The following is a 19,172-nucleotide window of genomic DNA, read 5'->3' on the forward strand; positions in this document are numbered from 1 at the left end:
TAACAACTTACATATAATAGCACTAAGCGTTCACATAGTGGCTGCTTTTTATTGTGGTGGACCAATTAGTAAATGAACGTATATTTTTGTAGCATTCCTCCGTTTTATGTAGAATAGGTATTACGAGAGGAGATGAATATTTTGATTCCGGAAATTAATAAGGAAATGGAAGCATTAATTAGAGGGTGGGGTTTACCGAAGGTTCTTAAAGAGCAAGGAGATAATATTGATTTCAAATTTGATGATAATGGATTAGTTGATACCAAGGAAAGTGGTTATGGGGTTGAAGATGGGAAAGTAAAGTTTGCCATTTGGAATAAACGAACTGGAAAAGTTTTATTTACCATGGATTTTCATAAACCTAATTCAATGATAATTGATCTACGTCAATGGAATGAAAAAACACTAATAGTAGATTTGTTATATGTTCATGAAGAATCCTTGAGAAAAAAAGGAATATCTAGCTTTTATATTGAAAAAATTAAAAGTATTACGGAACATATCTATGTAATAGCTAATACAAATGCAAATAAATTCAAAGGTAGTAGTAAAGTTAATGCGTTAACACAAAAAGAGTTAAAAGATTTTTATGAAAAAAGAAATATAAATCTATTAAACTGAAACATCCGTAATGGGTGTTTTTTTATTGTGTAAAAATTACGTAGGTGATGATTCGTGTGTTTGGGATATTTAAAAAGTTTATGAATGATATGATTGCTCTTTTTCAACAAACCATTCAGTTATTCAAGGATACTAATCACAAACAATTCACTATAACTTCATTAAAAATTTTAAATCCCATAGATAAGATGGTCGAAAAGGAAATGGCGCAATTGAAGGATATAAAGGATGAGAAGGAGTGGGGATAATTGAATAGTGTTATAGATGGTAAGATTGCTGCACTTGGTCTTATACCTATTGATAAGAAAGCATATATCAAATACTTTAAACCTCATGAGAAAGCGTACAAGAAGGCTGGGATTAATGTTAATCGATTCAAGTATTACAAACTATATGGCGAGAAACACATGCTTTATTCTGTAGAATATCTGGAACAAACATCAATAAAAGAATTACTGGAAAGAGATAAAGGTAATAAAGTACGTTGGGTAAAGACGGATGAATGAATACAAAACAAAACAACAGAAGCGTAAGTTCTATGACAGTGGTGAGTGGAAGAGAACACGAGAACGAGTAAAGAAGCGTGACAACTATGAGTGTCAGGAATGTAAACGTAATGGTCGTGTTCAAACTGATACCAATGAGTATAGTGAGAGTGCAAGGCGTAAGAAGACTCAACTTGTTGTCCATCATATAAAAGAACTTGAACATCATCCGGAACTTGCATTGGAAATGGACAATCTAGAAACAGTCTGTGTGAATTGCCATAATAAAGAACACGGTAGAACATTCAAAAAGAAAATCAACAAATGGGAACATGATGAAAAATGGTAAAAAAGAATCGGCAATAACAATCCCCCCCTTAAAATATTTCATCAAAAATTGTTCTAAGGGGCACCGGAGGAGGGGGTCGTTTTTCCAGATTTTTAAGTTGTTTCGTATAGGACCCCTACCCAGTATGAAAATATGATTGAATCGAGGTGATATTATGGCGGACATTGATGAGCGTGAGGTGCTAGTAAACAAAGAAAAAAATCGTTTAAAAAGATTATTTAAAGACATCCCACCTAGTAAGTTAAAAGTGGTTGAAGGATTAATTATTCAGGCAGCAAGATTACGAGTTTTATTAAATGAGATGTGGATGGATATATCTGAGAATGGTGACTATGAAATGTTCTCACAATCTGATAAAACAGAGCCGTATGAAAGAGAACGACCTGTTGCCCGGTTATATAATACCCGTGATCAATCATATCAAAGGGTTATTAAACAACTAACGGATTTGTTACCAGAAGGAAATAATAAAAAAGAAATTAAGAAATATTCGGCAAGTGATTTAATATGATTGTTCATAAGTATGTAAGTGAATATATAGAACTATATGAAATAGGAACAGTGGTATTAAATAAAGAACGTATCATGCTTATAAATTATTTAAAGCATGATATATTAACCCGTAATGATTTACATTTTGATGTGGATTTAATTCATAAATGTGTAACTTTCATAGAAAAGTGGCATTTCAAATTAAATTCCTTTCAGAAATTTTTAATAGCATTTGTGTTTTTGTTTGATGAATATGATGATGTTTATTTTGACCAACACTTCTGGATGATGGCAAGGGGGGCTGGTAAAAACGGATTGATTAGTGCATTGACACACTTCTTTATTAGCGAATTGCACGGTATTGAGCATTACAACGTATCAGTAGTTGCTAATACAGAAAGACAGGCTAAAACTTCTTTTATAGATGTTTATGAAAAGAATAAAAAACATGAAATATTAGACGAGTTATTTGTATCAACAAAACAATTGATAACAAATAAAGCTACTCGTTCGACTTTTGAATTTCATACGTCTAATGCAGGGAGTAAAGACTCGTTAAGGGACGGGTGTGTTATTTACGATGAGATACATAGATATGAAAATAGCGATGTTGTAGAAGTGTTCTCTAGCGGTTTAGGTAAAGTGCCTAACTCTAGGGAATTTTTTATTACCACAGATGGATTTGTTCGTGAGGGTTATCTTGACAAAATGAAAGAGCGAGCTATGAATATCCTGAAAGGGAAAGAAAAAGAAGATAGATTGTTTCCTTTTATTTGTAAGCTTGATAACGCTGAAGAAGTAGATAATCCTGATATGTGGGAAAAAGCAAATCCGATGTTTAGTAAACCAATGAGTCAATACGCTAGAGGATTGTTTAAGAAAGTTATGCGTCAGTATAAAAATCTAGAAAACGATCCGTCTAATAGAGAAAATTTCATGACTAAAAGGATGAATATACCAGAAGTAGATTTAACAAAGTCTGTGGCTTCATGGGAAGAAATCATGCGTACTGGTTATGAAGCAGACGGAGAAACGCTCAGAGAAGTTCCAGAATTAAAACATAAAGTAGCTGTAGGCGGTCTCGATTTCGCCAGCATCAAAGACTTTGCTGCGGTCGGTTTATTATTTAAACATGGTGAGGATTATATTTGGAAAGGTCATTCTTTTGTACGTAAAGGATTCTTGGATAAGGTGAAACTGAAAGCACCTATTTATGAATGGGCTGAAAAGGGTTTGTTAACTATTGTGGATGAACCTGTAATTAATATCTCTCACATTGTAGATTGGTTTGTGAAAATGCGTGAGATATACGGTGTTAATACGATTGTGGCCGATACATTCCGTCTTGATCTTGTTAAAACGGCACTTGAAGCTGAAGGATTTACATTGTTGTATATTCGTAATCCAAAGGCGATACATTCTCTTTTAGCTCCAAGAGTTGAAACGTTATTTGCAAACAATCTTATTATTTTTGGAGATAATCCATTAATGCGTTGGTACACCAACAACGTCTACGTCCACATCAAAAAAGACGGCAACAAAGAATATTTGAAAAAAGATGAATTCAAGAGAAAAACAGATGGATTCCAAGCCTTTATCCATGCATTATGGCAAGCGGATAACATTCTTGTGGATGAATTCGACTTTATGTTAGACGGTATTAAATTCTAATAAAGGGGGTGATAATTATTGGATGGTTGGACGCTGTATTTAAAAGAAATAGTGAATTAGGATTTATGTTTGATGTGGAAATGTTTATTGAAAAATCAAATAGAGTCCACATGAAGCGACTTGCAATTGATACATGTATTTCTTTTTTAGGTAGAACAATTAGTCAGTCGGAATTTAGAGTGAAAAATGGTGAAGAGTTCGAAAAGGATGAGCTTTATTACCGATTAAATGTTAGACCGAATAAAAATATGACAGCTAGTACCTTTTGGGAAAGATTCATTTACAAACTTATTTATGATAATGAAGCTTTGATTATACAAGCTGATGATGGTGATCTACTTATTGCTGATGACTTTGAACATAACGAATATGCTGTATTTGAAGATACCTTTACGAATGTCACAGTAAAAGATTATCAGTTTAAGAGAAGCTTTAAACAAAATGAAGTCATTCATTTAAGATATCGGAATGACAAATTATCACCTCTTATTGATGGTTTGTTTACTGATTATGGTGATTTATTCGGGAGGATATTAAGTTCTCAAAAGCGTAAAAATCAAATTCGGGCTACAGTTGATATGGACATGCTCGCTGCAAAAAGTAAAGAACATCAGGCAAAACTCCAAAACTTCATTAATGATATGTATAAAGCGGTTGGAGAAAATGACATTGCCATCATTCCGCAACAACCAGGATTTAAATACGAAGAAACATCGGGTGGAGTGAATTCTGGTCAAAGTGTGGAAGAAATAAACAAAGTAACTAGCGGATTTTTAAATCAAGTAGCAATGGCTTTTGGTATTCCGACTGCTTTGTTATATGGTGAAATGGCTGATGTTGAAAAGCAAACGAAAAATTATATGCTTTTCACAGTGAAACCTTTGTTAAAAAAGATATCAGATGAAGCGAATGTTAAATTTTTTGAACAAGAAGAGTATCTTTCAGGTCAAAAAATTGAAATTAAAGCGGTTTCTTATCAAAGTATATTCGAGCTTGCTGAAAGTATTGATAAACTCATTTCTTCTAGTGCATTCACAGGTAATGAGCTTAGATTGGAAGTAGGATATGATATTTCAAATGATCCGAACTTAAACAAACATTATATTACGAAAAACTATACAGAAACTCATTTAACTGAAGGAGGTGAGAAACAAAATGACGGTGAAAATTGACGTTAAAGGGCCAATTATTTCTAATGATGAAGCTTGGATTTATGATTGGTTTGAAATGGATGCTGCAAGCCCTGGTAAGATTTCAAAAGCGCTTGATGATGCCAATGGTGATGATTTAATCATATCAATTAATAGTCCTGGTGGTTATGTATACGAGGGGTCAGAGATTTACACAGCGTTGAAAAATTACCCTGGTCATGTGGAAGCTCAAATTGTTGGTTTGGCTGCAAGTGCGGCTTCTGTTATTGCAATGGCTGCTGACAAAGTCCGAATTTCTCCAACTGCACAACTCATGATTCATAACGCTTCAATGTGGAATGGTGGAGATCATCGCGATATGTCAAAGGCTGCCGAAATGCTAAAAACAACAGATCGAGCAATTGTAAACGCCTATGTCATTAAAAGCGGTAAATCAGAAGAAGAACTACTTCATATGATGGCTGAAGAAACTTGGATGGGTCCACAACAAGCATTAGAAAATAACTTTGTGGATGAAATCATGTTTATGGATAATCAGATTAAAATGACAGCTTCAGCTTCTACTGTTGCCATGCTTCCACAGAAAGTAATCAATGGTTTTAGAAATGGAACAATGAATAAAGGCCAAGGGATTACAAAAGAAGATTTAAACATTGCTTTATCAGGCCTAAAAAACGAAATCTTAAACGATTTACAAAACAATAAAGAAGAACAACTAAAGGAGCCGAATCCTAAACCTGTAAAAAACAGTGGGATTAAAGGGCTCCTTTTAAAATTATAAAAAAATGGAGGAAACACACAATGGTCATTAAATTTAATAAATCTGAAGCATTTAATAAAGCGAAAGTAAAGTTAACGGATGCTTTAACTAATGCAGAAAGTACAGAGCAAGAACAAACGGCAGCATTTGAAGGTTTCTTTGATGCAATGCAAACAGATGTAATCAGCACAGTTCGTAATCAGTTAAATGATGAAATGTTAGATCGTTCTATTCTTCAACAACGCGGTCAAAATGTATTAACTGCAGCAGAAACAAAGTTCTTTAATGCAGTTGTACAAGAAGGTGGATTTAAAGACGGTTCTATCCTGCCAGTAACTACGCAAGAACGTGTATTTGAAGACTTAGTTAAAGAACATCCATTACTGGATGCTTTAGGGCTACAAGATTTAGGAGCTGTAACTAAGTTCATTTATTCTGATGCAACAAAAGCATATGCATGGGGCGAATTGTTCGGTGAAATTCGAGGGCAAGTAAATGCAGCGTTCCGAGAAGAAAAAATTGGTCAACTTAAATTAACTGCATTCGCAGCTATTCCAAATGATATGTTAGAGCTCGGCCCTGAATGGGTTGAACGTTATGTTCGAACTCTATTAGTAGAATCATATTCAGTAGGTTTAGAGTTTGGATTTGTAAATGGTGGCGGATCAGTAGCACATCAACCTGTAGGTTTAATGAAAGATGTAAATGCAACTACAGGCGCGGTTACTGATAAGAAATCATCCGGTACATTAACATTTGCTCCTTCTCAATTTGGTGAGGTTGTTGCTGGAGAATTATATGAAGTGGTAAAAGCTTTATCAACTGATGCGAAAGGGAAATCACGAAAAGTCCTAAATAACATCGTAATGGTTGTAAATCCTGTAGATTCAATTGGTGTACAAGCACGTAACACAATCCAAACATCAACAGGCCAATGGGTAATGGCGCTGCCTTATAACATTCAGACTGTTGAATCTGAAGAAGTGCCAGTAGGTAAAGCGTTATTCTTTGTAAAAGGTCAATATCTTGCAGCGATCGCAGGTGGTTACAAACTTAAAAAGTTTGACCAAACATTAGCAATTGAAGATGCTATGCTTTATACAATTAAACAGTTTGCTAACGGTAAACCAAAGGATAATAAAGCAGCTCTTGTTTATGATTTAAAAATTTCATTCACACCACCGACACAAGGATGATGTAAATGGATACAGTAATTTCAGTTGTAATATTGCAGGGATTTAAAGATAGGATGCACTTAGGGGATGAGGAAGATGATAACCTAAAGCGCATCCTTTCTACGTCTAACAAGGCATTACTTAGGGTTTGTGGGAATTATGATTTAAATAAAGACGAGGAGTTCAAAGAATTAGTCTTTGAACGTTCTCGTTATGTTTATAACGATGCATTAGAGTATTTTGACAAGAATTTTTTAAGTCAGATTAATAGTTTAGGTATCGATAAAGCATTAGAAGAAATTAAATTGGACGGTGATTAATATGCGTCCTTTTCAGTACAAGAAACCACTGAATACAGGTGATTGTAGAAATCGAATTATCATTGAGCAACCTGAAGTAATAAAAGATGATTTGAATCAAGAAGTTGAAACAGGTAATTGGCAAGAAGTAAAAAAAGTATGGGCAATGATAAAAACGGTAAAAGGTTCAGAGTACATTGAAGCTTCAGCTTCACAGTCTACACGAATTTATCGGTTTGTAATTCCTTATACAACAGGAATTACAGAATTAATGCGAATTAAAATGAAGGATCGTATCTTTGACATTATCGAACCCCCAATGAATGATGATGAAATGTATCAAACATTGACTATTATCGCAAAGGAGCATGTTTAATATGAATGATTTTGCGAGCGAACTTGCTAAAGAATTGCAAAGATATGCAAATGTTGTGGAAGAAGAATTATTGACAGCGCAAGAAGAAGTTGCTGATGTTGCTGTGAATAAATTAAAACAAAACAGTCCTAAAAAAACAGGTGCTTATCGTAAAGGGTGGCGTAAGAAAAAAGAAGATAATGGTGTTGTTATTCATAATACTCAAGGACAATTAACACATCTTTTAGAAAAGGGACATGCGAAAGTTGGCGGTGGACGTGTTCCGGGTCAAGTTCATATCCGTCCAGTTGAAGAGTATGTAATTGATGAATTGCCAAGACGTATTGAAAGGGCGGTTCAACAATGACATTAGGTGAATTAACAAAAATTCTTGAAGCTACAGAATATCCTGTGGCTTATTCGCATTTCACAGCAACACCGACCAAGCCAGTTCCAGCGCCACCTTATATATGTTTCCTTGTGGATGGATCAGCAAATTTAATGGCTGATAACAAGGTTTATCACAAAATAAATGATTTAAATATAGAGCTTTATACAACTAAAAAAGATTTAGTCGCAGAAGCAAAGCTTGAAAAGGTCCTAGACGATCACGAGATTCCTTATGACTCGTACTGGACTTTTATTGAATCTGAAAAAATGTATCAAAAAATATACGGAACGAGGTTGATATAAATGAATGAAAATAAAGTAGCTTTCGGTCTGAAAAATGTCCACTATGCACTCTATGACATTAAAGATGGTGTAGTTACATTTAGTACACCGATACGATTACCAGGTGCGGTTGAATTAACATTTGATCCACGAGGTGATTTAATTGAGTTCTATGCAGATGACATGCTTTACTACGCAGCAAGTAATAACCAAGGGTATGATGGCACTTTATCAATCGCTCATATTCCGGAGCAATTTGCAATTGATGCATTAGGTGAGGAATTAGACGAAGAAGATGGTGTGTTAAATGAATTAGCCGATGCAAAAGGAAAATCATTTGCATTGTTATTTGAATTCGATGGCGATGTAAGAGCCACTCGACACGTTATGTTTAACTGTTCAGCAAGTCGTCCAACACTTGCATCTAAAACGAAAACAAATTCAGCAGAGCCTAACACAAATGAACTTAAATTTGTATCAAGCCCCATTGATATTAATGGAAAACGTATGGTTAAAACGAAAACTACAACTAAATCAAAACAAGAAATCTATGATAATTGGTATAAAAAAGTTTATACAAAAGTACCTGCATTACCAAAGGGAGCGTAATAACAAATGGAAAAGACAATTACAATAGACGGAAAACAAGTCAGATTAAGAGCTACAGCAGCAATAGTTAAGCGATATAAAGCACAATTCAGACGTAATTTATTTTCAGATTTGATGGCATTAGGGGCAATTAACGCTTTAGCTTCATCAGATGGGTCAGAACAACCAATTGATATGTCTAATGTCGATATGAGTAAAGTAGATTTTGAATTTATTTATGACTTAACGTGGATATACGCCAAAACGGCTGATCCTAATATTCCTGATCCTATGACGTGGCTAGATGGATTTGAAGAATTCCCAATTGAAGAAATTATGCCTGAGGTCATGGAATTAGTTCAGGTCACTATGGGAGCAAAAAAAAAATAAAGAAAAATAATGGAGAGCAAGGGACATTCAGTGATGAAGAATTTACCACTGAATTATTCCTTGCTCTTTGTTATAAAGCGAAATTAACAAGCTGGGATTTAGAAGATATGACAATCGGTGATTGCTTTGATTACATTGCTGAATTTGCTGAGCTAGAGAATCCAGATAAAGAAAAAGTTAGAAAAGCAAATCAAAAAGACTTCGATTCATTCTAAGAAAGGGGTGAGAAAATGGCAGGAAGAATTAAAGGGATTACGATTGAAATTGGTGGTAATACTCAGCCCCTACAAAATGCTTTAAAAGATGTAAATAAACAAAGTGATGCTTTGGCTAAGGAATTAAAAGATGTTGAGCGTTTGTTAAAGTTTGACCCTGGTAATTTGGAAGCATTAGCGCAAAAACAACAGTTACTTACACAACAGATTGAAAACACAACGCAAAAATTAGATAAGTTAAAGGCAGCGGAACAACAAGTTCAAGCGCAATTTCAAAACGGTAAAATTTCTGAAGAACAGTATCGTGCATTCAGGCGTGAGATTGAATTTACAGAAGGGTCACTTAATGGTCTTAAAAATAAACTAGGAAACATGAAAGCTGAGCAAGAGAATGTAGCGAGTTCCACAAGGCAATTAGAAACATTGTTTAGAGCTACAGGAAAAAGCGTTGATGATTTTGCAGGAGCATTAGGGAATCGTCTTGTGAATGCAATTCGAAATGGAACAGCTACAAGTCGTCAGTTAGAGCAAGCGATTGGAATTATTGGTCGTGAGGCATTAGGTACAGAAGCTGATATTGAAAATTTACAAAGAGCCCTCCGATCTGTGGATGCCGGAAACTCCATACGGCAAGTACAAAATGAGTTAAGAGAATTACAACAAGAAGCTGGTAGAACCGAGAAAAAGTTTGAAGGACTACAAGTAGGATTAGAAAACGTTATTGGTGGATTAGCAGCTGGTGGCGGGATTGCAACCGCAATTGAAAAAGCAATGGACATGTCGAAGTTAAAAACAAAAATTGAAATAGGATTTGATGTTCCTGAGTCCTCAAAAAAATCAGTAGAGGATGCTGTGAGAGGAATTTCAGCCTATGGATTAGATGCAGAAGAAGCACTTGAGGGTGTAAGAAGACAATGGGCTTTGAATAAAAATGTTAGTGATGAAGCAAATGCTTCTTTCGTAAAGAGTGCAGCTGTTATTTCTAATGCTTATGCTGGCATAGATTTTACTGAATTAATTCAAGAAACAAATGAAATCGGTAATGAATTAGGTATTTCACAAGAAGGCGCTCTCGGTATGGCTGATGCCTTATTAAAAATGGGTTTTCCACCGGAACAATTAGATATTATTGCTGAATATGGTGGTCAGCTGACGCGAGCCGGATACAATGCTGAAGAAGTGCAAGCTATTATGGCAGCTGGGGTCGAAACAGGTACTTGGAATTAGATTATAGTTCCCTTGTATGGCGACATACAATGAAAAACTCCTTTAATTCAGTGAAACTCTCAAATGAGACAATACTGAGCGAAGCCTTTTAATTAAGGAACGTGCAACGACTAGTCGAAAGACGTAGGGTGTAAGCATATGACACTCGAAACGGGGAGCAACTCAAGTAGTTGAAGATATAGTCTAATCTATACGGTGACGTATAGCAGTTCATAGAGAACGGGCGTGACCTTGCGAATCACGTTGAATGTAAATGATTGATAATCTCTTAGATGGTTTAAAAGAAGGGCGTATTAAAGCGGCTGAATTCGGTCAAGGTGTCGATAAAGCTATGAAAGAATCGCTTGAAGGCACAAAAATTTCAGCAGAACAAGTTGAAAAATGGGGTCAGGCAGTAGCTAAAGGTGGTAAAGATGGATCGGCAGCAATGACTGAAATTGCACAGGCTTTATCAGAAGTTGAGGATGAAACAAAGCGTAATGAATTAGGTGTTAAGTTTTTCGGTAGATGCTGAATTGTGCCGAAGTAAAATCGCGGTATAAAGCAAAGAGGGTGCGAATCCTAATTTGAACCGAAGGCTATACAAAGTATAGTCAGGGGCAGAGCATAGAGGGTGAAAAGATATAACCCCTCCACGAGACCGCGACACTTATTAGTGAAAACGTATGCCGAACTTACAGGAAATGAACTGTAAGAAGTAGAGGATAAAAAGCCTTTACGATAACAAAATGACAATGTATGAAGATCAAGGGCAAAACATCATTAATACTTTGCTAGGCGCGAAAGAGAAAACAGTTGATTTTGGGAAGCAACAAGATAAACTGAATGATTCTATTAAGAAAATGGATGCAAACCCAGCGGTTAAATTTCAAAAAGCGATGCAGGATTTACAAGTTGCGCTTCAGCCAGTTCTTAGTGTCATAGCGGATGTTATTTCCAAAATAGCTGAATGGGTTTCAAACAATCCAAAGTTAGCAGCCACATTAACAGCTGTTGCAGTAGCTATTGGGGTTATTTCTGGTGCGATTTTAGCGCTTGCTCCTATAGTCATGACAGTCATGAGCTTCTTTGAAATTGGAGCTTTAGCAGCAGCTGGACTTGTTGCTATTGTCCCTATTATTATCGCAGCTATAGTGGCTCTAGGAATTGCTATTTATAAAAATTGGGATTCTATAAAACAGTGGACTATAGATATGTGGAATTCTATTAAAGAATATTTAATAGAACTTTGGAATGGCATCGTTCAATCCTCTAGTGAAGCATGGAATTCATTTTTAGAAACAATGCATGCATTTTTTGATCCGATAGGTCAATTTTTCAGCGATTTATGGACAGGTATAGGTGAGATATGTAGTACTACCTGGAATTCTATTGTTGAATTCTTTTCTGGAGCTTGGGCTTCATTCACTGAAATGATGCATAGTTTCTTTGATCCGATAGGTGAATTTTTTAGTAGTTTATGGTCCGGAATTGTTGAAACGGCGTCTTCTTGGTGGACTTCTTTAGTTACAACAGCTTCTGAATTGTGGGGAACACTCGTACAAGCTTGGCAGGAAACGTGGAATACTGTACTTACGGTCTTAGACCCTATCATTTCATTGATTTCTACGGTCCTAGAGGCAGGTTGGTTATTAATCCAAGCAGGGGTACAAATTGCGTGGGCAGCGATAAGTCAGTATATTATTCAACCAATCCAAGAAGCTTACAATTGGGTGAGTAAACAAATTAGCGAAATGGTTACATGGCTTGGTACACAATGGGAAATTGCAAAAGCCGTGGCTCAAGTTGCATGGGGATTACTTAAGCAATATATTATTCAGCCAGTCCAGGAAGCTTGGAGTACAACAAAAGAAAAATTCAGTGATTTGATTTCTTGGTTAAGCTCACAGTGGGAACTTGCTAAATCGTATACTCTTATGGCTTGGAATTTGGTTAAACAGTATGTAATTCAACCTGTTCAAGACTTGTGGAATACAACCAAGCAAAAACTTGGTGAATTAGCAAATTGGATATTAAGCAACTGGGAATCTATAAAATCTTATACACTTACAGCTTGGAATTTAGTGAAGAAATATGTAATTGATCCTGTCACTGAGACGTATAATCAAGCCAAACAAAAATTCACTGATTTATATAATTCAGCTAAAGAAAAATTCGATTCCGTAAAGAGTGCCGCACAAGAAAAATTCGAAGCAGCTAAACGTTTTATTATTGATCCAATAAAAGATGCAGTTGACAGTGTAGAAAAGTTTATAGGGAAAATCAAGAGTTTCTTTAGTGACTTGAAGTTAAAGATTCCTAAACCTGAGATGCCACCTCTTCCACACTTTAGCTTGCAAACTAGTACAAAAAATATTTTAGGAAAAGATATTACATTCCCTTCTGGACTAAATATAGATTGGCGCGCAAAAGGTGGTATCTTCACTAAACCAACTATCTTCGGAATGAATGGTGGAAACTTGCAAGGTGCAGGAGAAGCCGGAAAAGAAGCGGTTTTACCATTGAATAAAAAGACACTTGGAGATATTGGCGCAGGAATCGTAGCAGCCATGCCACGACAACAATTTATTATGCCGGGAGAAATAAATCAATTAATGGGTGATATGAGCCGTATGATGGCTAGTTCTGTGAGTCAATTATCAGGATTAAAGAGTGTCATGAGTGGTGTGTATGGAAGCATGTCAAATAGTAGACAAGCTATGGCAAGCAGCGTATCAAATCAAGTGATTAATTACGGATCTGGTTCGTCTTCTAGTGGTGAAGTTATTCCAATGCTGGGTGGAGATTTAGTTATTGAAGTGCCTGTTAATTTAGAAGGAAGAGACGTGGCACGCGGTACTTATCGCTATACAACCGAGTATCAAGAAAGAGAAGCAAAAAGAAACTCAGCCTTTTAGGTTTGGGTTTCTTTTATTTTAGAGAGAAGTGGGGTGACGGTATGAGTTCTTTTACATTTAACAATATATGTAAGGATTTTATTCAAATCGAAAAAGGATGGAAAAGACCAGCTTGGGCGCCATTAAAACGAAAATTTCTAAGTGTTCCAGGTTATCCAGGTGCAAGATTATTAACGACAGAAACTGAAATGCGAGTTTTACCTGTTCCGGTCGGAATTATTGTTCCTGATGGATCTGACCTAGAAACATTAAAAGAAGAAATAGCAGAGTGGTTAATTACAGAAAAACCTGTTGAATTAGTCTTTGATGTAACACCTAATAGGACATACCTAGCAGTTATTGATGAAGATTTTGATCCCGAGGATTTTGTTGCTTTAGGTAAAGGTACTTTGAATTTTGTTTGTCCGATGCCATATAAGTTAGGACCTACTAAAACAGTAGAATTTGAAATGGATGGGCGTGGGTTAATAGCAAATTTTCAAAACAAAGGAAGTGTAGAATCCAATCCAATTATAGAGGTTGAAGTGACAAAACCTTCTACATTTCTTGATGTATGGAATGGAACGAATTATTTTCGCATTGGATATCCATTAAAAGCAGACCAAGTTCCAGTTGAAAGAAATCAACGTGTGTTATGGGACGAGATGGGAACAACCATAGGATGGACGGATGTACCTAAAACTGAGGACATGACTGGTGGAGGAAAGTTTAAATCAGATGGATACCGTTTTATGGCCGAGTATCTAGGTGAACCTACAGTAAAAGGATGGCATGGTTGCATAGCCAAAAAGAATATTCCACAAGGACCATTACAGGATTTTATCATGCAAGCTTACGTACATATTAATAGTTATCATTGGGATCAAATGGGGCGTGTGGAAATCGGTCTTCTTGATGAAAATAGCGATTATGTAGCCCGTATATCAATGAGTGATGTCCAATGGGAAGCCGAGCAAAACAGTGGATTTGCTAGTGTGGGGAACAGTAAGAAACCTGGTGGGCAAGTTTTAATTAATGAACATGGAGATCATCCAGATACTTGGACTAATTTTAGAGGGCGATTATGGCTCGCTAGGACCGGTAATAGATGGGAAGCGTATATTTCTAAGTTTATATTAGGTACTGAAATCGATGATGCTGAAAGGTTCGTTGTCTGGTTTGATGAAAATAACGTGAATATGAATAAAGTCACTCAAGTACAAATCAGCATTTCTCAGTTCTCTAACAACATGTTTTGTTCGCAAATGTCTATTGACGATTTGAAAATTTGGAAGGTTAACATGAATACACAAAATAATCCTCCTTATATCTTTGATGTTGGTGACAAAGTAGTTATTGATACTGAGCGAAGTCTTGTAACGATAAATGGTAAAAGTGCTATTAATCTAAAAGATATATTTAGTGACTATCCTGTTATTCATAAGGGTTCGAATAAACTAGAAATCATGCCTTCAACTGTCGGAACAGCCAAAGTAATGTATAGGGAGCGATTTAGATGAGGACACCAAGTGGAATCTTACATGTTGTTGATTTTAAAACGAGTCAAATTGTTTCCAATATACAACCAAAAGATTATTGGGACGATAAACGACATTGGGAGATAAAAAATAACATTGATACTTTAGAGTTTAAAGTATTTGATAATACAGATCATGCAGCGACACTCATGCAGCAAAATTTAGTTTTAAAAGAAGTTCGTGATGGTCGCATTGTTCCATATGTAATTACTGAAGCTGAGAAAGATTCAGATGATAGATCAGTCATTGCTTATGCATCTGGTGAATGGATTCAACTCGCGAAAGCTGGCATTATCAATCCACAGAAGATTGTAGGTAAAACAGTCAATGAGTTTATCGATATAGCTCTTGTGGGTACGAAGTGGAAAAGGGGGAAAACAGAATACGCTGGCTTCCACGCTATGACGATTGATGAATTCATAGATCCACTGAAATTTTTAAAAGACATTGCTTCCTTATTCGATTTAGAAATTCAATATCGCGCGGAAGTTGTAGGGTCTCAAATTGTTGGTCGTTATGTAGATATGGTGAAAAAGCGAGGTCGTGATACAGGCAAAGAAGTAACTCTTGGTAAAGATTTGATGGGTATCAAACGAATTGAGAATTCCCAAAACATCTGTACAGCCCTATTAGGGTTCGTAAAAAAAGAAGGTGGAGACTTTATAACCATCTCTAGTATTAATAATGGAGTTCCTTATCTTGTAGACAATGATGCATTTCAGCGATGGAATGAACGAGGACAACATAAATTTGGCTTTTATACACCGGAAACAGAAGAAGATATAACACCACAACGTCTTTTAACTCTTATGAAAACAGAACTAGCCAAACGGATCAATACATCTTATATATATGAAGTTCAAGCACAAAGTATAGGGCGTGTGTTTGGACTAGCTCATGAGCTAATTAATGAGGGGGATACAATCCGAATAAAAGATACAGGGTTTACACCGAAGCTTTATTTAGAAGCAAGAGCAATTGCTGGTGATGAGTCATTTACTGATCCTTCACAAGATAAATATGCATTCGGAGATTATCGAGAAATTGTGGATGCTAATGAAGAATTACGTAAGCTCTATAATAAAGTCCTGGCTTCATTAGGTAGTAAACAAGAAATTCTTAATCGGCTAGATGAGTTAGTTAAAGAAACTGTTGTAACAGCAAATAATGCTCAAAAAGAATCTGAATCCGCTAAGAAACTGGCTGAAAAGGTCCAGGAAAACCTAAAAAATAATACGGTAAATATTATTGAAGCTAAAAATCCACCGACGGATAATCTTATAGTAGGTAAGACATTGTGGCGAGACATTAGCAAAGGTAAACCGGGTATTTTAAAAGTGTGGAACGGTAATGGTTGGGAGCTACTTATTCCTGATCCAGAAACTATCAAGAAAGAAACTATGGAGCAGGTTAATAAGGATATTCAACTTACAAAAGAAGAATTAAATAAGAAAGTGGAGGAAGCACAAAAAGAAACTGCTGGTCAATTCAAGGAAGTAACAGAAAACCTTCAAGAAGTTTCTTTAACTATTAAAAATGTACAAAATTCTCAAGGTGAAATTGCCAAAACTTTCTCTGAAATGAAACAAACCAACGAAGGCTTTACTAAATCTATTGAATCGCTAAAAAAAAAAGACGGTGAAATCACTGAAAAATTAAATACAGTGGTAGAGACTGCTGAAGGTACGAAAAAGACCCTCTCTGAGGTGCAGCAAACAACTAATAATCTAAAGAAAACCACAACTGAAATTACAGAAAAGGCTGGCCAGATTAGTGAGAAGTTGGAGATTGTAGAAAAGAAAGTTAATAACGATAAAGCTGGAGGGCGTAATCTGTTATTAGATTCAAACGTCAAATATGAAAAAACAGATTATCTAATCAATCCATATTCTCTAACTGAAAATTTTGTTGCAGGTGAGGAATATACTTTTGTAATTAAAGGGAGTGTCCCGCAAGGCCAGAAATTTGGAATTTGGCAGAATGGTGGTTCAAATAATGTTGGATATGCAATAAGTGTTTATGCGAATGGAATTACCTATGTAACTTTTAAAGCCGTAGCAGCAACGAGTGGTAATGAAAGAAAGTTGAGTCTATATAACTTTCCAAGTAACACTACAAAATCCGTTGTAGAATGGGTCGCTTTATATAAAGGTAATAGGCCACAGGATTGGACACCAGCTCCAGAAAATCAAGTAACGAATGATGAATTCACGAAGAAAACAAGCGAGATTGAAAAAAGTGTGAATGGTATTAAAGAAAGTATTAAAACGGTAGAAAAAACACAAGTCAATTTTAGCGAGCGTGTTACTACTGTAGAGAAAACAGCAGACGGTATTAGAGAAAAAGTTACTAGTTTACAAGAAATACAAACCAAACAAGGTACGCAGTTACAAGAGGCTAAAGCAGGTTGGGAAACTACTGCAAAAGCTTTGGAAGGAAAAGTAGAAATAAAAGATGTTGAAAATTATGTAGGTGGTTTAGGTACTGTAAACGAGTTACGTGATGCTGAGTTTAAGCTAGGGCAAAAATATTGGTTTTGGAATAGTGGTAATGGAGCTACTGGCTCTGTTGACACGAATTTAAAATACAAAGGTATGAATACATTTTCAATCACTGTTACTGGCCAGACTCAAGATCGTTGGTGGGGACTTACAAGTCAATTCATTAATTGTCAGGTAAACGAAGACTTTGTTGCATCAGGTTATTTCAATACGGATGGGAAAACACCTATTGATAGTGGTGGTGCATTTATTGAAATTGAATGGTGGACGGCTGACAAAAAAACTCGTGTTAAAACAGCTAGGACGAATATCAAAGTTGTAAATAATACGTGGATTCGTGCTGTATGTACAGATAAAGCACCTGCCAATGCAGCGTTTGTGAGATGGCGTTATTACATTACAAGAAATGGGCGTTTATGGTGTGCTGCACCCATGTTACAACGTGGCACTATAGCTACAGAATTTTGGTTACATCCGAAAGATCAAACTGATGTTGATAAAATGATAGAAGATATCGCCAATAGAGTAGCTACTGAGAAATACAATCAGAAAGTTACAGAGTTAGAAAGAAGTATCGCTGCTAATGAAGAAGGCGTTACTATCATTTCCGGAAAACAGGAAAGTTTTATTAATGAGACCTATAATGCCTATGTAAAGAAAACGGAATCTAAGTTACAGGTATTAGATGAAGGAATCCTTGCACAGATTTTAAAGGACGGTATCATTACTTCTATTAATATGTCACCTGGTAAGATTACAATCGATGCTGAGAAGCTGAATATTAATGCTGATACAATGGTAAAATGGTTAACTGCAAAAGGCATTGATACGAATCTTATTAGAATTGATGGTGATAAGATAACCATTGATAAAGATGGTGTAACTGTTAAAATGCTAGACTTCCTATTCCAAGACGAATGGGGCACAAAAACAACTGCAGTATCAAGACGAAACCTAATAGCAGATCCCGATTTTTCTAGTGTTACAAAGAAAAACATTGGGAATGCAGATTATTATGGATTTGAAGGTGGATATGGCCTTACTTGGAAGTCCTGGGGAAATGTCGTAATAGAAAAGAATACACATATATTTGATTACGAGCAAATGGTGAATGCTGCAAGGGTAGATATGTATAACTATCCAGAAGCAATCGTGAATAATGGGATACATCCTGGAAATGAATACACATTATCTGCTCATTTTAGAGCATCAATGATAAATGGGGTACGTAAAACAGGGAAGCCGCGTTTACAAGTATGCTGCGTTACATTCCGAGACAATGTAAGTTACGATACATGGCATGAACAAAAAATGGATTTCCCTGAACCGTCTACCTATTATGGAGAAATCAGAAGATACTCTTTCACTTTCAAAGTGCCGACAAACTATATTCCGCAACAGCATGCATTAATTATTAAGGTTTGTTCTGGAAATGCTGACATGAGACAAGGGACAGCGGTTTGTGTATCGGGTGTAACGCTATACAGTGGTAAATATGCATCTATGTATAACTGGGATCGAGCAGCAGCCGAAAGGGCCGATGGCCTTCAACCGTTCAATAGAATTGCTATAGGCGGTGTAAATAACAACATAGGTCCAGCTGATAATGGGCAGACCTTTGATATAAGTACAGAAAAGGATGTATTCATACATCAACCTATTCTAACGCAGGGAATAAATTTAGGGCGTAATAGAATGGGCCAAGCTGGGTCCATTCGTTTCTTTGATGGCGGTCAAGGCTATGGATTTTATTTTATGGGAATGGGAGGACAATGGTACAAGCTACCTAACGTTTAGGAGGAAAATA

At 36.0% G+C, this 19,172-nt stretch carries 18 protein-coding genes and 2 pseudogenes; all 20 read left to right on the forward strand.

Features of this window, described 5'->3' with window-relative positions; genetic code table 11:
- Positions 1-141: 141 nt before the first annotated feature.
- Positions 142-621: a hypothetical protein gene (locus DN399_RS12620; protein WP_065845247.1), complete on the forward strand. Its 480-nt coding sequence runs from the start codon at positions 142-144 to the stop codon at positions 619-621.
- A 56-nt stretch (positions 622-677) separates the two neighbouring features.
- Positions 678-869, forward strand: a complete 192-nt coding sequence (locus DN399_RS12625; protein WP_065845248.1) for a hypothetical protein — start codon at positions 678-680, stop codon at positions 867-869.
- On the forward strand, positions 870-1,127 hold the full coding sequence (locus tag DN399_RS12630) for a hydrolase (protein WP_065845249.1): 258 nt from the start codon (positions 870-872) through the stop codon (positions 1,125-1,127).
- A complete protein-coding gene (locus tag DN399_RS12635; RefSeq protein WP_065845250.1) occupies positions 1,120-1,455 on the forward strand; it encodes an HNH endonuclease in 336 nt (111 codons plus the stop codon). Before DN399_RS12630 ends, DN399_RS12635 begins: the two co-directional genes overlap by 8 nt.
- Positions 1,456-1,609: 154 nt before the next feature.
- Positions 1,610-1,966 carry a hypothetical protein gene (locus DN399_RS12640; protein WP_000763336.1) on the forward strand — a complete coding sequence of 119 codons (357 nt, stop codon included), beginning with the start codon at positions 1,610-1,612 and terminating at the stop codon, positions 1,964-1,966.
- Complete coding sequence (locus DN399_RS12645; RefSeq protein WP_149149646.1) at positions 1,963-3,618, forward strand: terminase TerL endonuclease subunit; 1,656 nt, start codon at positions 1,963-1,965, stop codon at positions 3,616-3,618. Before DN399_RS12640 ends, DN399_RS12645 begins: the two co-directional genes overlap by 4 nt.
- Positions 3,619-3,626: 8 nt before the next feature.
- Positions 3,627-4,790 (forward strand): phage portal protein, encoded by a 1,164-nt coding sequence (locus DN399_RS12650; protein WP_179953536.1) that lies wholly within the window; start codon positions 3,627-3,629, stop codon positions 4,788-4,790.
- Entirely contained in the window at positions 4,774-5,550 is a 777-nt protein-coding gene (locus DN399_RS12655; protein WP_149149647.1) for a head maturation protease, ClpP-related, read from the forward strand. Before DN399_RS12650 ends, DN399_RS12655 begins: the two co-directional genes overlap by 17 nt.
- 20 nt (positions 5,551-5,570) lie before the next feature.
- Positions 5,571-6,725 carry a phage major capsid protein gene (locus DN399_RS12660; RefSeq protein ID WP_149149648.1) on the forward strand — a complete coding sequence of 385 codons (1,155 nt, stop codon included), beginning with the start codon at positions 5,571-5,573 and terminating at the stop codon, positions 6,723-6,725.
- Between the two features lie 5 nt (positions 6,726-6,730).
- Positions 6,731-7,024, forward strand: a complete 294-nt coding sequence (locus DN399_RS12665) for a hypothetical protein (RefSeq protein WP_149149649.1) — start codon at positions 6,731-6,733, stop codon at positions 7,022-7,024.
- Between the two features lies 1 nt (position 7,025).
- On the forward strand, positions 7,026-7,379 hold the full coding sequence (locus DN399_RS12670) for a phage head closure protein (protein ID WP_149149650.1): 354 nt from the start codon (positions 7,026-7,028) through the stop codon (positions 7,377-7,379).
- 1 nt (position 7,380) lies between these two features.
- Positions 7,381-7,725 (forward strand): HK97 gp10 family phage protein, encoded by a 345-nt coding sequence (locus DN399_RS12675; RefSeq protein ID WP_149149651.1) that lies wholly within the window; start codon positions 7,381-7,383, stop codon positions 7,723-7,725.
- Positions 7,722-8,051: a hypothetical protein gene (locus DN399_RS12680; protein ID WP_149149652.1), complete on the forward strand. Its 330-nt coding sequence runs from the start codon at positions 7,722-7,724 to the stop codon at positions 8,049-8,051. The genes DN399_RS12675 and DN399_RS12680 overlap by 4 nt, the downstream gene beginning before the upstream one ends.
- Positions 8,052-8,639 carry a major tail protein gene (locus tag DN399_RS12685; protein ID WP_001004911.1) on the forward strand — a complete coding sequence of 196 codons (588 nt, stop codon included), beginning with the start codon at positions 8,052-8,054 and terminating at the stop codon, positions 8,637-8,639.
- Between the two features lie 6 nt (positions 8,640-8,645).
- Positions 8,646-9,008, forward strand: coding sequence for a hypothetical protein (locus DN399_RS12690; RefSeq protein ID WP_149149653.1), 363 nt, complete (start codon positions 8,646-8,648; stop codon positions 9,006-9,008).
- Between the two features lie 230 nt (positions 9,009-9,238).
- Positions 9,239-10,447: pseudogene (locus tag DN399_RS12700) on the forward strand (DUF2207 domain-containing protein); the annotation flags it as partial.
- Positions 10,448-10,706: 259 nt separating this feature from the next.
- Positions 10,707-10,955, forward strand: a pseudogene (locus tag DN399_RS12705) (hypothetical protein); the annotation flags it as partial.
- Positions 10,956-11,178: 223 nt separating this feature from the next.
- A complete protein-coding gene (locus DN399_RS12710) occupies positions 11,179-13,347 on the forward strand; it encodes a phage tail tape measure protein (RefSeq protein ID WP_149149656.1) in 2,169 nt (722 codons plus the stop codon).
- A 41-nt stretch (positions 13,348-13,388) separates the two neighbouring features.
- On the forward strand, positions 13,389-14,846 hold the full coding sequence (locus tag DN399_RS12715; RefSeq protein WP_149149657.1) for a distal tail protein Dit: 1,458 nt from the start codon (positions 13,389-13,391) through the stop codon (positions 14,844-14,846).
- Entirely contained in the window at positions 14,843-19,162 is a 4,320-nt protein-coding gene (locus DN399_RS12720) for a phage tail spike protein (protein WP_149149658.1), read from the forward strand. Before DN399_RS12715 ends, DN399_RS12720 begins: the two co-directional genes overlap by 4 nt.
- The last annotated feature ends 10 nt before the right edge of the window (positions 19,163-19,172 follow it).

Origin of the sequence: Bacillus sp. AR4-2, from assembly GCF_008274865.1 — a bacterium.
GTDB classification, from domain to species: Bacteria; Bacillota; Bacilli; order Bacillales; family Bacillaceae_G; genus Bacillus_A; species Bacillus_A cereus.

What these genes read in the sequence shown, in the direction of transcription:
- DN399_RS12710 (WP_149149656.1), top strand. Translation starts at nt 11,179, where the DNA reads ATGACAATGTATGAAGATCAAGGGCAAAACATCATTAATACTTTGCTA.
- DN399_RS12690 (WP_149149653.1), top strand. Translation starts at nt 8,646, where the DNA reads ATGGAAAAGACAATTACAATAGACGGAAAACAAGTCAGATTAAGAGCT.
- DN399_RS12655 (WP_149149647.1), top strand. Translation starts at nt 4,774, where the DNA reads ATGACGGTGAAAATTGACGTTAAAGGGCCAATTATTTCTAATGATGAA.
- DN399_RS12675 (WP_149149651.1), top strand. Translation starts at nt 7,381, where the DNA reads ATGAATGATTTTGCGAGCGAACTTGCTAAAGAATTGCAAAGATATGCA.
- DN399_RS12635 (WP_065845250.1), top strand. Translation starts at nt 1,120, where the DNA reads ATGAATGAATACAAAACAAAACAACAGAAGCGTAAGTTCTATGACAGT.
- DN399_RS12660 (WP_149149648.1), top strand. Translation starts at nt 5,571, where the DNA reads ATGGTCATTAAATTTAATAAATCTGAAGCATTTAATAAAGCGAAAGTA.
- DN399_RS12685 (WP_001004911.1), top strand. Translation starts at nt 8,052, where the DNA reads ATGAATGAAAATAAAGTAGCTTTCGGTCTGAAAAATGTCCACTATGCA.
- DN399_RS12640 (WP_000763336.1), top strand. Translation starts at nt 1,610, where the DNA reads ATGGCGGACATTGATGAGCGTGAGGTGCTAGTAAACAAAGAAAAAAAT.
- DN399_RS12645 (WP_149149646.1), top strand. Translation starts at nt 1,963, where the DNA reads ATGATTGTTCATAAGTATGTAAGTGAATATATAGAACTATATGAAATA.
- DN399_RS12665 (WP_149149649.1), top strand. Translation starts at nt 6,731, where the DNA reads ATGGATACAGTAATTTCAGTTGTAATATTGCAGGGATTTAAAGATAGG.
- DN399_RS12680 (WP_149149652.1), top strand. Translation starts at nt 7,722, where the DNA reads ATGACATTAGGTGAATTAACAAAAATTCTTGAAGCTACAGAATATCCT.
- DN399_RS12720 (WP_149149658.1), top strand. Translation starts at nt 14,843, where the DNA reads ATGAGGACACCAAGTGGAATCTTACATGTTGTTGATTTTAAAACGAGT.
- DN399_RS12670 (WP_149149650.1), top strand. Translation starts at nt 7,026, where the DNA reads ATGCGTCCTTTTCAGTACAAGAAACCACTGAATACAGGTGATTGTAGA.
- DN399_RS12715 (WP_149149657.1), top strand. Translation starts at nt 13,389, where the DNA reads ATGAGTTCTTTTACATTTAACAATATATGTAAGGATTTTATTCAAATC.